Consider the following 14,574-nt stretch of genomic DNA (forward strand, 5'->3'; position numbering starts at 1 on the left):
GCGGGGTCAGGCGCCCGGCCGGCCGGGCGGCGGGGAGCCGCCCAGCCGGCCGAGCAGCATGTCGTCGGCGTACGGGCCGTAGAGCCCGACGACGGTGTCCAGCTCCATTCCGGCCAGCGGTTCGATCGGCACCACGTAGCGCCCGGTGACCAGCCCGAGGAGCAGCGAGGCCACAAGTGCGGCGCGCAGCTCGGGGTCGGGGGCGGGGATACGGCGGGCGATGGGCAGCAGCAGCTCGCCGCCGGCGACCTCGCGGAAGAGCTGCGACGCCTCCGGGTGCTCCATCGCGGAGCGGAAGACCACGAGCAGCGAGGAGCGGGTGGCGGCGTCCTCCCAGCGGGTGAGGAAGCCGCGCAGCAGCCTGCTGCCGGGCCCGCCGGGGCAGGTGCCGTCCGCGGCGGGGTCGTCGGCGCTGTCGGTGTCGGCGACCTCGTCGAGCAGGCGCGGCAGCTCCGGCAGCAGTTCCTCGGCGCGCATCGTCTCCCGGATCACCGTGGAGAAGACGTTCTCCTTGCTGCCGAAGTGGTACATCACCAGCGCCGGGTCCACGCCCGCGCGTTCGGCGATGGCCCGCACGGTGGTGCCGCGGTAGCCGTGGCGGGCGAACAGCTCGACCGCCGCGAGCCGGATCAGCTCGCGGCGGTCCTGCCCGGCTTCCGGCGGCTGTCCGGCCGGCCGGTCGCCGGGCCCGTCGTGCTGCGCCATCAGACCGTCCGGGCTTCGGGGCTGCGGGCCGGGACCACGGCCGACGCGGGCACGATGACCATCAGCGGGCGGAAGGGCCGGATCCGTTCCATCGCCAGTGTGACGAGCCAGGCGCCGACCGCCCACAGCACCAGCGTGAGCAGTGGGCCGGAGACGGCGTTGCCGTCGAAGTACAGCACGCGGCGCAGCAGCGAGACCGCGCTGCCCATGGGCAGGTACTCCGAGACGGCGCCGTAGAAAGCGGGTTGGAAGTGCGGGTCGACGACGCCGCCGGACGAGGCGAGGCCGAGCGGGAGCACGAGCAGCGCGCCGACGGCGATGCCGAGCGCGCCCAGCAGCGCCTGGCAGGCCGCGACGACGCCGACGACGGTCAGCGACAGCAGCGTGGTGATGCCCAGCAGTTCGAGGAAGTGACCGTCCAGGGTGCCGGTGACGGGACCGGCGAAGACCGCTCCGGCCACGCCGGCGACGACCGCGTAGGACAGGCAGGACAGCCATCGCCTGGAGGCCCCCACGTGCGCGGCGGCCAGGCTCAGGCCGAGCTGGAAGATCAGCGCCCCGATGGTGAGGGCGACGCACAGCAGCACGGCGCTGACCCCGCGGGAGTCCTTTCCTGGCAGCGGGGCGACGTCGTCCACCCGCTGCGGGGTGCCGAGTTGCTCGGTCAGCTCCTCGTACGCGGTCGTGGCCGCGGTCGTCGGGGCGTCGCCGGCCGCGCTCGCGACGAGCAGGGCGGGCGGCTGCTTCGGCGCAGGACCGAGGACGATGGCGCCGAGCACGTCCTGCTCGCGCAGGGCGGTGCGGGCCTCGGCCTCGTCGGCGTACCTGGTGACCTCGAACGCGCCGGGGGCGGCGGTGGCGAGCTGCGCCTCGACCTGCTCGACGGCCGGGCCGGGGCCGGCCAGGCCGAGCGGCATGTCGCTGGGCGCGGGGTCGCGCAGGCCGGGGATCATCAGCCCGGCGAACGCCAGGACGAGGAAGAGCCCGATCGCCAGCGGGCCGATCAGCACGCCGTAGTTGCCGGAGCGGCCCGCCGGTGGGGGCGGCCCGGTCGGCGCCGGGGACGGCGCGGCGCCGTCGGCGGGCCCTGCGGGCGGTGTGGTCACGATCTGCTCCCTGTCATTCGCAAACGGACATCTCTGTTCAACGGACGTTGAGGATCCAGTCTGGCGCGGCTCCGGCCGCGCTGGCAACTCCCCCGGGGCGCCCGCGCCTTGCCGCGGTGAAAGGCCAGTCCACCGCCTTTTGGCGGGAATTTAGGTGGTGGCACCACCCTGTCGGCACATGCCTGATGCGCGGATCCCGGGACGGGTCCGCCGTCACGCTCTTGACACGAACCTTTCCGCCGTCGCCGAATGATCGAATGGCCCTGATGCACGGAAGACTGCTGGCCGTCAGCGACCTGCACGTCGCCTACCAAGAGAACCGCGACATCACCGCCGGGCTGCGCCCGACCGCGCCCGACGACTGGCTGATCGTCGCCGGGGACGTCGGCGAGCGCGTAGCCGACGTCGAGTGGACCCTCGGGCTGCTCGCCGAGCGGTTCGCCAAGGTCGTCTGGGTGCCCGGCAACCACGAGTTGTGGACGCACCCCGACGACCCCGTCACGCTGCGCGGCGAGGAGCGCTACCGCCACCTGGTGGAGATCTGCCGCGGCCTGGGCGTCGTGACCCCCGAGGACCCGTACCCCGTCTGGCGCGGCGAGGGCGGCCCGGTGACGATCGCGCCGCTCTTCGTGCTCTACGACTACACCTTCCGCGTCCCGGGCGCGGCGACCAAGGAGGAGTCGCTGCGCCTGGCCCACGAGTCCGGAGTCGTCTGCACCGACGAGTACTTCCTGTACCCCGACCCGTACGAGTCCCGGGACGCCTGGTGCCGGGAGCGGGTGGCCCTGACCGAGCGGCGGCTCGCGGCCGTCGACCCGTCCCATCCGACGGTGCTGGTCAACCACTGGCCGCTGGTGCGCCAGCCGACCGACGTCCTGCGCTACCCGGAGTTCGCGCAGTGGTGCGGTACGACCCTCACCGCCGACTGGCACCGCCGCTTCCGCGCCGCCGCCGTCGTCTACGGCCATCTGCACATCCCCCGCGTCACCTGGTACGACGGGGTCAAGTTCACCGAGGTCTCGCTCGGCTACCCGCGGGAGTGGAAGCGCCGCCCGCCGCGCGAGCTGCTGCGCACCGTGCTGCCCCCGTCGGCGACGGCCGCCCCGGCGGGCCGGCCGAAGCCCACGGCCGCCGAACCGGCCGTGCTGCTGCGCGAGTTACTGCCCGACGCGGTGGCCGCGGCCGAGACGTTCACCGACCCGCCCGAGCCGCCCGCGGAGCGCCTGTACCCCGAGGAGGCGCAGGCAGTCGCCCGGGCCGTACCGCACCGGCAGGCGGAGTTCGCCACCGTCCGGCAGTGCGCACGCCGGGCCCTCGGCACGCTCGGCGTCGAGCCGGCGCCGCTGCTGCCCGGCCGCCGCGGCGCGCCGCAGTGGCCCGCCGGGATCGTCGGCTCCATGACGCACTGCGCCGGCTACCGGGCCGCCGCCGTCGCCCGCCGCGGCGACGTCCTCGGCGTCGGCATCGACGCCGAGCCCAACGAGCCGCTGAAGGACGACCTGCTGGAGGCCATCGCCCTCCCGGACGAGCAGGAGCAGGTACGCGCCCGGATGCGCGGCGCGGCGAAGGTCTGCTGGGACCGGCTGCTGTTCAGCGCCAAGGAGTCGGTCTTCAAGGTCTGGTATCCCCTGACAGGCAGGGAGCTGGACTTCGACGAGGCCCGTATCGACATGGACCCCGACACCGGGACCTTCACCGCCCGGATCCTGGTCCCCGCCCCCACCGTCGACGGCACGTCGCTGGCCCGCATGACGGGCCGCTGGCTGTGCCGCAGCGGCCTGGTCGTCACCGCCGTGGCGCTGACCGCCGGTGCCGGCGGGCGCGTCGGGGACGGCGGGTAGGTGCGCGCGGCGCGGGACGGGACGCCGTGACGGGCCCGGTGCCCCGCTCCTTACCGCATGCGCCGGGCGACGGCGCGAGCACGGTGGGCGGGGAGCGGACGGTCGGCGTCCTGTACGACGCGGGGTCGGCGGGCGCCGCGGAGGTGGCCGCCGCCGCACGCTGCTGCGACGTGGAGTTGTTCCTCGTGGTGGACCGGGCCTCGGACCACGTACGGGAGTTGCTGCCGGTGCTGACCCGGCGGTTCGCCCTGTGCGACATCACCGGGCTCGACGCGCAGGACGCGGCCGGTGCCGTCGCGGTGTTCGTACCCGACGGGCTGCTGACGTTCAGCGAGCACCGGATGGAGATCACCTCCTCGATAGCGGCGGACCTCGGCCTCCCGTACTGGCACTCCCCCGCGGTCACCGGGCGGCTGGTGGACAAGCTCCAGCAGCGCCGGAGGTTCGCAGAAGCGGGCCTGGACGACCTGCCGTTCGCGCCGGTCGCCGACGCCGCGGACCTCGACGCCGCGCTGGCCGCGGTGGGCCTGCCGGCGGTGCTGAAGCCGCGGCGCGGCGCCGGCGGCCGGCTCGTCCACCGGCTCGACAGCGTCTCCGGGGCGCGCGCCGCCGTCGCGGCGTGCGCCACGGCGGCGCCCGGCGCGGACCTGCTCGTCGAGGCGCTGCTCCCGGGCGACCCCGCGGCGGCCGGGCCGCAGTGGGGCGACTACGTCTCGGTGGAGACGGCCGTGCACCGCGGGGAGTGCCAACCGCTCTGCGTGACGGGAAAGTTCCCGCTGGTCGAACCGTTCCGGGAGCGCGGCTCCTTCGTCCCGCACACCCTGGACTCGGGGCTGGCGGAGCGCGCCGAGGATCTTGCGGAGGCGGCGATCGCGTCGCTGGACATCAGCGACGGGATCGTGCACACGGAGCTGAAGCTCACCGCGGACGGTCCTCGGCTGATCGAGGTCAACGGCCGGCTCGGCGGCCTCGTCGGCGACGTCGTACGGCGCGGGTCGGGCTTCGACCTCGTGGTGGCGGCGATGCGGCTGGCGCTCGGGCTGCCGGTGCCGGATCCGCCGCGGTTCGAGGGGGTCACGTACCAGTACACGCTGATGCCGCCGGCCGGCCCCGCCCGCGGCACCGGCAGCCCGCCCCCGACCGGCATGCCGGGCCTGTCCGCCCGGCTCGACGGCCTGCGCCACCTGCCCGGCGTCGACCTAGCCGACCTGCCCACCGGCGCCGGGCCCGCGCGCGACCCCCGGGACGGTGCGGGAGCGCGCGTCGGGTACCTGCACGGGCGTACGGCGGACCACGCCGAACTCGCCCGGCTGGCAACGTCGATCGACGAGCTGTGCCGACCGGTCCTCGGAACCGTCTGAGGCGACCGCGAGGGGCCGAGGGCCCCGGGATCGTTACGTGACTCGGCCGGGGGTCGTTCGTTTGGCGGTACGAGACCCGCCCGCACAAGCCCCGTGGATGGTCACCATGCCGACGAGCAGCCGCCCGAACCTCCGCGACGGCGACCGCCCCCGCGGCCGGGCAGCCGCCGCGCCGCAGACACCGCCGCTGGCGCACTACGCGCCGCTCGCCCGGCTCGCCTACCTCACGCTGCCGCCGGCCCTCGGCAGGCACCGGCGGGTCCTCACCGCGCACGCCGCCGTCCAGCGCGCCCTCCCGGCTCCCCGGCCGCGGCGCGGGCCGCGCGTCCCGGCGCCGCGCGGGCCCGTGCTGCGGGAGCCGGAAGCGGACATCCGGCTCGACGAGTTGCGGGTACGGGTGCTGCGGGCCGCCCTCCGCCACGACCGCGACGGCCGCCGCCTGCGCGGGTGGCTGCGGGCGGTGCCGTTCGGCGGGCGGGGCCTGCCCGTCGTGCTGGGGCTGCGGCTGGCGACGGCGGCCGGGGGCGCCGACGAACTGGCCGTGGAACGGTCGCTCGCGCGGCTGTCCGCGCCGGAGCGCGCGGCCTTCGCGCTGCTGACGGTCGAGGAGCTGGGCTCCGCCCGCGCCCGGGACCTGCTGCGCCGGGCGGGCGTACGGGATCCGGGGGCCGCGCTGCGTACGGCGGAGCGGGTTGCCGCCCCCGTGGCGGAGTCGCGGGCGCTGCTGCGCTCCGGCGAGTTCGACCCCATCGCGGTGCAGTTGCGCCCGACGGACCTGGTGCGCCGACGCCGCCGGCGGCGGGTCGCGGCGGCGCTGCTGGCCGCGGTCGCCGTCGGCGCGGCCGGGGCGGGTCTGGCGGGGCTGCCCGGCGACGACGGGGGCGGGCCTGCCGCCCTGACCTCCCGGGGTGCGGGCGGGGCCCGCGGCGTACCGGCCGCGCTGCTCGACCCCGGCCGGCTCGCGCGGACACCGCCGGAGGCGTGGGCGGACACCGCGCGCGTCGACTTCACCGCCTGGCCCGCCCGCGGCAGCCGGAAAGGCGACGACGAGCTGCTGGGCCGGGGCGCTGTCGGCGTGGGCCGCGCCGGAATCGGAGACGCAGGTGACCGCGACCCCCGGCACGACGGCCGCGCCGCCGGTCGCGCCGCCCCGGCTGCTGTACGCGGGCGAGGTCTCCGGCGCCGCGGTCGTCGTGCTGTACGAGGGGCAGCGCGTCGTGCGCTACGCGGAATCGGCGGACGGCGCCGACGAGCCCTCCGCCCTCGACGTCGCCCGGGTCGACGACGCCGACGTGACCACCGCCGCGGCGGTGGCGGTGAGCCGCGGGGGCGACGGCGTCCGCTACCTCGTCGCGCCCTGGGTCGCCGGGGCCGCCACCCGCGACCTGCTCCGCCCCGACGACCCCGCGCGCGACCTCGGCGTCGCGGACGACGGGGTCACCGACCCGGTGCCGGCCGGCCCCGCCGAGGGCTGCGACGCCTGGCCGGCGCTCCAGCTCCGCTCCTCGGCGCGCATCGTGGAGGACCACTCGTTCCTCGTCACCGACCTCGGCGACCTCGCCCCCGTCCACCTGACGTACACGCCGCCGCCCGGCGACGGCGCCCCGGCCGGGCAGCCGCGCGAGGCGACCGGCGGCCCCGCCCTGGCCGGCTGGGCCCGCTCCGCCTGCCGGCTGGACGGCTGGCGCGGCGGGGGCGTACGGGCGGTGAACAACTGGGTGTTCGCGCAGCAGGAGCTGCCCGAGGACGCCGGCCGGGCCGACTGGGTGTGCGGCAGGGCCAGCACATGGCGCGGGCCCGGGCAGGTCGTCGTCCAGTTCCAGCCGCCCGCCCGCTCCGCCGCGACGCCGGGCCGGGTGGTGGCCGCGCAGAGCGACGGGGAGGACTCCGCCGCGTACAGCCGCTTCGGCCAGCACGTCCTCGCGTCCACCGCGTGGCGCGCCCCCTCGGGCGACTGGTATCTGCTGGCGGCAGGCAGCCGGGACGTACGCGACATCGAGGCCACCGGGGACGTGACGGCCACCGCCGCCGGCCCGACGCTGGCCGAGCGGGCGGAGAAGGACGTACGGGCCCGGGTGACCGGTCGCATCGAAGGCGGCGGCAGCCTGGCCACGGGGCGTTGAGCCCGGCGGCCCGCGCAGGGCCCGGCCGCCGTATCGCCGACCGGGGGCCGGCCCGGGGACCCCTACCGGCACGTGCACGGTACGAATACGGGATGAAGCGAACGGTGATACCGGCCGCGGCGGCCGTCGTGGTCCTGGTCGGGGGCTGTGCCGGGGAGGCGAGCGGCTGCGACGCGGAGGTGCGGCTCTCCGAGGTGCAGGGCAAGAAACGGCCGGTGCGCATCGAGCCGAGCACCCGTCACCCCGGGATGGTCGACCGCGAGTTGGAGAAGGCACTCCCGACCCCGGACCTCGACGCCGAGACCAACGAGAAGGTGCTCAACCATCTGCGCCAGGAGACGGTGCGGATGGCCGGCGTCATGGGCGAGACCGGCCCCGGCCGCTGCGCCGGCGAGGTCGACCGGCCGCGCGGCGAGACCGTCCGCTGCACGGTGACGTACGAGGGCGTGACCGTTCCCTGGCTGGTCACGAGCGAGGGCACGACGTCCGGCCTGGGCGCCTTCAGCCAGGACTTCGTCTACACCGCCCGGCCGCTGAAGACCCTGCACACCGCCCGCGCCGTCTACGACTGGTACGCCTGGGAGACGGGCAAGAACGGGACCACGGAAGGGCCGCTGGCCCCGGTCGACCCGCGGTGCGACCGGCTGCCGGAGGTCTTCCTCGCCGAGCCCGGCAAGGAGACCGGCTACTACTGCCAGGACGTCTCGGTGACCTGCACCGACGGCGTCCAGGACGTGAAGTGGGGCGACCGGCCCATCCGGGCCGAGGAGAACGGCGACCTGTCGTTCCTCGCCGGATGAGCGCCGCGGCGACGGTCGAGGGGGCACGGTGGCGTGGGAGGGGCCGTCGCCGGCTGCACCACCGTGCCCCGGTACGTCAGCCCTGGTACTGGGCGAGGATCGAGGTGAACTCCCACGGCTGCTGCGGGATCCCGCCGCAGGTGTCGGCGCCGCCGCCGTTGCAGGGCCGGTCGCGGTTGGCGGACCAGAAGGTGAGCCGGCCCAGGCCCTTGTCCTGTGCGTAGCCGAGCATGGTGCGGAAGTCGTCCTGGTCGACGACCTCGCCGACGTCGGTGTTGCCGTTCATCGAGGAGATGCCCATGCGCGGGTACACCTCCTCCTCGCTGTAGCCGTACGCCTCCTGGAGCGAGCCCTTCAGCCCCTCCGACGCCTGGACGGACAACTGGCCCATGTCCCCGCCGTTGCCGCCGAAGTTGAACGGCATGATCGTCCAGACGTCCACGTCGAGATCGGACTGCGCCGCCCGGTCGATGAGGCTGGTGTCCGGCCCGTTCTGGCCGGTGCCGATGGTGAAGATGACCTTCAGGCCGGGGTTGGCGGCCTTGGCCGCCTTCAGCGCGTCGACCGTGCGCTGCTGCACCTCGGGGCTGTCGTAGGCGTCGGCTTCGAGGTCGATGTCGATGGCCGTCAGGTCGTACGCGTCGATCACCTTCTGGTAGGCGGCGGCGAGTTCGTCCGCGCTGCCGCAGGAGCTTTCCAGCTTGTTGCCGCTCCAGCCGCCGAAGGACGGGACGACGTCGCCGCCCGCGGCGCGGACCTCGTCGATGGTCTGCTCGTCGACGCCGCCGGAGAGCGGGCGCTGCCCGTCCCACTGCGGGTTGCAGTTGCCGTTGCTGAGGACGAACGCGAGCGTGAAGCCGCCGACGCCGGTGGCGTTCATGACCTCGGCGGGGTCGGGCGGGCTGCCCCAGCCGTTGTAGAGGTAGGGGGCCACGGCCATCGGCGCGGCGGCCGGCTTCGCGGCGTCCGTGTCGGCGGCGGTGGGCTGCCCGGCGTCGGAGGCGCCGGCGGTGGGCATCAGCGCCCAGCCGCCGGCGACCGCGGCTGCCGCGGCGCCCGCGACGAGCGCCCGGCGGACGTTCCTGCGGTCGGTTCGGTGCGTTCCCATGTGCTGTCACCGTCCTCTTCTGGCCGGCGCCCGGGGCCGTGGGCCGCCGGGTCCGGGCATGCGTGTGCACGTGGTCGGAGACGGCAGGTCAGGGCGGCGGGGGCGCGGCGGTGAAGTCGAGTGGGGGGTCCGGCTAATTCACGTGTTGAAGTTAAGGGGGCGCCGGGAAGCGATGTCAAGGCTTTGGTACATACCAGTGAGAGCGCTTTCCCGACGCCCCGTCGGCGCCCGCGGGGCCTAGGAGTTGAGCGTCCACTTCTGGTTCGCGGCTCCGGTGCAGGTCCACAACTGGGTCGGGGTCCCGTTGGCCGTACTGCCGCCGACCGCGTCCAGGCACTTGTCCGCGGCCACGTTGACGATGTCGCGCGTGGCCGAGTTGTACGACCAGCGCTGGGCGCCCGTGCCGTTGCAGTCGTAGAGCTGCACCCGGGTGCCGTTGGCGGTGCCGGCGGCAGCCGCGTCGAGGCACTTGCCGAGGGCCCGGATGGTGCCGTCCGTACCTACGGTCCAGCGCTGCGCGGTGCTGCCGTTGCAGTCGTAGAGCTGGATCCCGGTGCCGTTGGCGGGGTTGGCGCCGGCCACGTCGAGGCACTTGCCGCCCTGGCCGGTGAACGTACCCGAGTTGCCGCCGCCGCCGTCGGAGGTGCTCACGCGGACGTAGTCCACGACGAGTTGCTGCGGGAAGACGGTGCTGCCGTCGGGGTCGCCCGGCCAGTAGCCGCCGACCGCGAGGTTGAGGATGAGGAAGAACGGCTTGTTGAACACCCACTGGCGACCGCCGAGGTCGGCGGGCGTGCGGGTCTGGTACACGTTGCCGTCGACCGACCAGGTGATCCGGTTGGGCGACCAGTCCACGGCGAAGGTGTGGAAGGCGTCCGCGAACCGCTGCCCGCCGGGCAGCGTGTACCCGCCGCCGATGCCGCCGGAGCCCGAGTAGCCCGGCCCGTGCAGGGTGCCGTGGACGGTGCTCGGCTCGAAGCCGACGTTCTCCATCACGTCGATCTCGCCGCTGGCCGGCCAGCCGACCTGGCCGATGTCGTTGCCGAGCATCCAGAACGCGGGCCAGATGCCCTGCCCGCGCGGGAGCTTCATCCGGGTCTCGACGCGGCCGTAGGTGGTGGTGAAGCGGCCGGAGGTGTTGAGCCGGGCGGAGGTGTACTCGCACCGGCCGTACCAGCACTGGTAGTTGCCGGGGTTCTCGCGCCTGGCGGTGATGACCAGGTTGCCCTGGCCGTCCAGCGCGGCGTTGGCGTTGCCCGCGGTGTAGTACTGCCGTTCGTGGTTGTTGACGTTGTCGCCGGTCTCCGTCAGCCACCTGCCGCCGTTGACCCCCGAGCCTGCCGGGCCGTCGAAGTTGTCCTCGAACGTGACCGCGTAGGGCGCGGCTTCGGCCTTTCCGCCGGGTTCGGGTGCCGGTGCGGCGCCGGCCGTGCCGGGCAGCGGCACGGCGAGCACGGCGGCGAGGGCCGTCGCCACGAGCACGGCCTTGCGGAGCGGATGTCTGCGTCGTCGTACGAACATAAAAGCTCACCTCGATGCGTGGTGGGGTCGAGCGTGGAGCATGGTCCATACCTTTGCGCGAGGTGAGTGAACTCCCTTCATGTGATGGAGTCAATGGGTCCGGCGGGTACCCGCGGTGTTCAACTTCCGGAGGTCGTGCGGCGGCGCCTCTTGACAACGCACCCGCCCCTCACGACGCTCTGAGAGCGCTCTCTACGACCGGCCCGCCGGACAGCTCCCGCCGCGGGCCGCGTACGCCCCCACAGCGAAGGAGCACCGCATGTCCCCCACGCATCCGACGCGGCAACGGCGCCACCGCGGTCTGCTGACCGCCTCCGTCGCCCTGCTGCTGCTCGTCTGCTACGCGCTCGCCGACCGCACCGGTGCCGCGGCACACGGCGCGGTTCCGCCCGGCCCGGGCCCGGGCCCCGCGGCGGCCGCGGCGGCGGGCGACCCGCCGCCGGACTCCTTCTGGGGCGACACCGGCAGCATCCCGCCCGCGCAGAACGTGCTGACGGTCCAGATCCTCAACCGGACCAACGGCCAGTACCCCGACGACCAGGTCTTCTGGTCCTTCGGCGGCCAGACCCACTCGATCGCGGAGCAGCCGTACCTGGACATGCCCGCCAACTCCGCCGGCCGGATGTACTTCCACCTCGGCTCGCCCGACAGCCGGTACTCCGACTTCATCGAGTTCACCGTCGGCCCCGACGCCTTCCACGGCAACACCACCCGCGTCGATGCCTTCGCGCTCAAGCTCGCGATGCGGGTGCACGGCCACGACGGCGCCGACAAGCAGGTCGGCGAGGACTACGCGACGTTCCAGGAGTCCCGCGAGGCCACCTGGCAGAAGTTCGCAGACGCCATGCCGCCGGAGTTCGCGTCGCTGGCCGAGGTGCAGGCCCCGTACCGCATCCCCTCCCCCGGCAGCGTGCCGGACTTCCAGACGGGCGGGCAGCACGCCGCCTACATGAGCGACTACGCCCGGTCGGTCGGCATGGACGCCTCGACCCAGGAGATCTTCGGCTGCGCCGGCCCGCTCGCGGGCGACGCCGCGGGCTGCGCAGCGCTCAACCGGCACGTCGCGGAGCTGCCGCGGGACCAGTGGAACGACCCGAGCCGCTTCTACCGGCAGGGTCCGGCGAACTACTACGCCGCTTTCTGGCACGAGCACTCCATCGACGGCCTCGCGTACGGCTTCCCGTACGACGACGTCGCCGAGCAGTCGTCCTTCGTGTCGGTCCAGAACCCGCAGTGGATGGTGGTGGCCGTCGGCTGGTAGCCCGGCGCGCCGCGCCCCCGGTCAGCCCGTCGCGAGGCCGGCCAGGACGTCGGCGGCCGGTTCGGGGTGCACCAGCCAGCGGAGGTGACCGCCGGGCACGGTGTGCACGTCGAACGGGTTGCCGGGGGTCAGCGCGTCGGCCTCGCGGATCAGCCGGTCCTGCATGGCGGGCGGCATGCTGACGTCGTCCGCCAGCCGCACGTAACTGCGCGGGATCCGGCCCCAGGTGGCGGCCTGCGCGCGGTCCGCGGACGAGCCGACGTCCAGGTTCTCGTCGGGCTGGAAGGTGTTGAGGAAGGTCCGGAACTCGTCGTCGGTCAGGTCGGCGGCGAACGCCTGCCGGAAGGCGGCGAGCGCTTCGGGGTCCGCGGTGCGGAAGTTCGTGCGGATCAGGCCGAGCGCGGCCGGGTCGCCGGCGAGGGCGCGGGCGAGCCCGGCCGCGTCGACACCGGCCATCTCCGGCTCGCCGTAGTAGTCGTTGACGTCGAGTTCGACGGGGCACCAGGCGGAGACGTAGACGACGCGGTCGAACAGGTCGGGGCGGGCGTTGCCGGCGGCGGTGGCGGTGATGCCGCCGCGGCTGTGCGCGACGACGATCGTCGGGCCGTTCCGCTTCGCCCGCTCCAGGACGCCGATGAGGTGGGCCGCGTTGTCGGCGAGGGTGACGCCCTCGATACCGCCGGGCGTGGTGGCGAGCGCGTCGAGATCCTGCGGGGCCTGATAGGCCGCGGGGAACGTGGCGGCGAATCCGTGGCCCGGCAGGTCGATCGCGAGCGAGCGCTGTCCGCGCAGGGCGAGTTCCGCCTGGAGGGGCGCAAACGAGAAGGAGTTCGCGAACGCCCCGTGGACGAGGACGAAGGTCGGCGTGTTCGGCATGGTGCCACCCTCACACACCGCGGCCGGACGTCGGGCGGCCGGGGGGCGGGCGGACGCAATTCGGGGCGTGCGGACGGTCCGCGGTGCGCCCGGGAATTCCCCTGCTATCCGGGCGGGGAATGTGCGCGTACGGGCCGGGCCGCGGCCCCGTGGCCGGGAAGTCGCCTCCCCGGCCACGGGGCTTCCTGCGTCGTGCCTACGGTCCGTTGCTCACGGCGCGTCGACGATGATCCGTCCGTCCATCGGGACGCGGCTCGCGGCGCCGCCGCCGTAGTTGGCCTCCACCTGTGCCCGCTCGGTCGCGTTCGGGACAGGGTTGGTGCAGCTCACGCCGGCGGTGGAGCCGGACATCAGCGACGAGCACGGGCCGGGCTTCATGTCGGGAAGACCGAGGCTGTGGCCCAGTTCGTGCGCGGCGATGCGGGTGGTGTCGTAGCCCTCGTTGACCGCCTGGCGGCCGAACCAGACCGTGGCGCGCCCGCCGGGGCGGACCGGTCCGAGGGTGGCCCGCGGCCAGCCGTTGTCGGCGATGACCGTGATCTCGGCGCGGGTGCCCGCCGGGGCCTTCACCAACTGGACGTTCTGCACGGTGGAATTCCACTGCTCGGCGCCCGCGGCCACGGCGCTCTTGAATTCACCGGCCTGGCTGTCGTCGTAGTACACGGTGGTCGCAAGCGCGCGCTCCGGTGCGGGAGCGGCGACGGCGGTGGCCCCGGGGGCCGAGGACAGAGTGACGATTGCGGCAGCGGCCATAACGCCGATACCCAACTTTCGCAGCATGCGGGGAGCCCTCCTCTTGGTGTGAGAATCGAGCACTACTGCGCGAACCCTGGTAAGGGTCGGCCCAGAGTGTAGGAGGGGCGCTCCGCGGGCCACAAGGGGCGGCAATGGCCGTAGATTTCACCTTCTTACGGCATCTCGGCGGCGCCCGCGGTAATGCGGAGAGCGGCGTACACGGCCGATTTCGTACGGGAGGAATCCGGCCGCGGCCCGCGGGTCATTCTTCCGGTGTAGTCGGGAAGTCGAGACGGATTGCGCCTTCCGGCCGATTCGCGGCACCGGACGTCTTGGCAGACTGCACCGGTACGCTGACCGCGGGCGGGCGGGGCCCGCGGTCCCCGCGAGATGCGCACTGGAGGGGACGTGGGCACGCAGGCAGGGCCCGGCGAGGCCGACCGGCCGCCGCGGGTGGTGATCGCCGACGACCAGGCGCTGGTGCGCACCGGCTTCCGGATGATCCTCGCCGCGGACGGCATCGACGTCGTCGGGGAGGCGACCGACGGCGAGGAGGCGGTGGCCGCCGTCCGCCGCACGCTGCCGGACGTGGTGCTGATGGACATCCGCATGCCGGGCATGGACGGCCTGGAGGCGACCCGCCGCCTCCTCGGCGCGGGCACCGGGGCGCCGGGGACGCACACGCCGCGGGTCATCATCCTCACCACGTACGACCTCGACCAGTACGTGTACGCGGCGCTCGCCGCCGGCGCCAGCGGCTTCCTGCTCAAGGACGTCACCCCCGAGCACCTGGCCGCCGCCGTCCGCCTCGTCCGCTCCGGCGACGCGCTCCTCGCGCCGTCCATCACCCGCCGCCTCGTGGAGCGCTTCGCCACCCGCGACGACCGCGCGGCGACGCTGCACCGCGACCTGTCCGCGCTGACCCGGCGCGAGCTGGAGGTGCTGGAGTCGCTGGCGCGCGGCCACACCAACGCGGAGCTGGCCGCCCGGTTCCGGCTCAGCGAGGCGACGGTCAAGACGCATGTGGCCCGTATCCTCGCCAAGCTCCAGCTCCGCGACCGCGCGCAGGCGGTGATCGCCGCGTACGAGACGGGCCTGATCACCCCCGGCTCCCCGCAGTCCCCGACCGCGCCGTGA

The 14,574-nt window shown here is 74.4% G+C and carries 12 protein-coding genes and 1 pseudogene; 7 read left to right on the top strand and 6 right to left on the bottom strand.

The genetic code is table 11. The features are described 5' to 3' along the window. Window positions 1-6 precede the first annotated feature (6 nt). Window positions 7-705: a TetR family transcriptional regulator gene (locus QBL21_RS17935; RefSeq protein WP_407563214.1), complete on the bottom strand. Its 699-nt coding sequence runs from the start codon at window positions 703-705 to the stop codon at window positions 7-9. Further along, a complete protein-coding gene (locus QBL21_RS17940; RefSeq protein WP_407563215.1) occupies window positions 705-1,811 on the bottom strand; it encodes a hypothetical protein in 1,107 nt (368 codons plus the stop codon). The genes QBL21_RS17935 and QBL21_RS17940 overlap by 1 nt, the downstream gene beginning before the upstream one ends. Before the next feature lie 257 nt (window positions 1,812-2,068). On the opposite strand from QBL21_RS17940, the pseudogene QBL21_RS17945 reads away from it, so the two are divergent. The 5 genes and pseudogenes from QBL21_RS17945 to QBL21_RS17965 all read left to right on the top strand — a co-directional run. After that, a pseudogene (locus QBL21_RS17945) lies at window positions 2,069-2,926 on the top strand (metallophosphoesterase family protein); the annotation flags it as partial. Between the two features lie 57 nt (window positions 2,927-2,983). Next, window positions 2,984-3,652: a 4'-phosphopantetheinyl transferase gene (locus tag QBL21_RS17950; RefSeq protein ID WP_407566461.1), complete on the top strand. Its 669-nt coding sequence runs from the start codon at window positions 2,984-2,986 to the stop codon at window positions 3,650-3,652. A 26-nt stretch (window positions 3,653-3,678) separates the two neighbouring features. After that, window positions 3,679-5,013 (top strand): acetyl-CoA carboxylase biotin carboxylase subunit family protein, encoded by a 1,335-nt coding sequence (locus QBL21_RS17955; RefSeq protein ID WP_407563216.1) that lies wholly within the window; start codon window positions 3,679-3,681, stop codon window positions 5,011-5,013. A gap of 1,103 nt (window positions 5,014-6,116) precedes the next feature. Further along, entirely contained in the window at window positions 6,117-7,136 is a 1,020-nt protein-coding gene (locus tag QBL21_RS17960) for a hypothetical protein (protein WP_407563217.1), read from the top strand. 92 nt (window positions 7,137-7,228) lie between these two features. Then, the gene (locus QBL21_RS17965; protein ID WP_407563218.1) at window positions 7,229-7,936 is read left to right on the top strand and encodes a hypothetical protein; all 708 of its coding nucleotides are present in this window, start codon (window positions 7,229-7,231) and stop codon (window positions 7,934-7,936) included. 76 nt (window positions 7,937-8,012) lie between these two features. On the opposite strand, the gene QBL21_RS17970 is transcribed toward QBL21_RS17965, so the two are convergent. Both QBL21_RS17970 and QBL21_RS17975 read right to left on the bottom strand, forming a co-directional pair. Further along, window positions 8,013-9,044, bottom strand: coding sequence for a chitinase (locus QBL21_RS17970; RefSeq protein WP_407563219.1), 1,032 nt, complete (start codon window positions 9,042-9,044; stop codon window positions 8,013-8,015). Between the two features lie 237 nt (window positions 9,045-9,281). Next, window positions 9,282-10,565, bottom strand: coding sequence for a ricin-type beta-trefoil lectin domain protein (locus QBL21_RS17975; protein ID WP_407563220.1), 1,284 nt, complete (start codon window positions 10,563-10,565; stop codon window positions 9,282-9,284). Window positions 10,566-10,824: 259 nt separating this feature from the next. Here QBL21_RS17975 and QBL21_RS17980 point away from each other — a divergent pair, with 259 nt between their 5' ends. Next, window positions 10,825-11,826, top strand: a complete 1,002-nt coding sequence (locus QBL21_RS17980; RefSeq protein ID WP_407563221.1) for a glycoside hydrolase family 64 protein — start codon at window positions 10,825-10,827, stop codon at window positions 11,824-11,826. 21 nt (window positions 11,827-11,847) lie between these two features. Here the strand turns inward: QBL21_RS17980 and QBL21_RS17985 are convergent, their stop codons facing one another. Both QBL21_RS17985 and QBL21_RS17990 read right to left on the bottom strand, forming a co-directional pair. After that, complete coding sequence (locus tag QBL21_RS17985) at window positions 11,848-12,702, bottom strand: alpha/beta hydrolase (protein ID WP_407563222.1); 855 nt, start codon at window positions 12,700-12,702, stop codon at window positions 11,848-11,850. A 210-nt stretch (window positions 12,703-12,912) separates the two neighbouring features. Then, entirely contained in the window at window positions 12,913-13,482 is a 570-nt protein-coding gene (locus tag QBL21_RS17990) for a snapalysin family zinc-dependent metalloprotease (RefSeq protein ID WP_407563223.1), read from the bottom strand. Between the two features lie 363 nt (window positions 13,483-13,845). On the opposite strand from QBL21_RS17990, the gene QBL21_RS17995 reads away from it, so the two are divergent. Beyond that, entirely contained in the window at window positions 13,846-14,574 is a 729-nt protein-coding gene (locus QBL21_RS17995; RefSeq protein ID WP_407563224.1) for a response regulator, read from the top strand.

The organism is Streptomyces sp. 184 (assembly GCF_045781775.1).
Classification (GTDB): domain Bacteria; phylum Actinomycetota; class Actinomycetes; order Streptomycetales; family Streptomycetaceae; genus Streptomyces.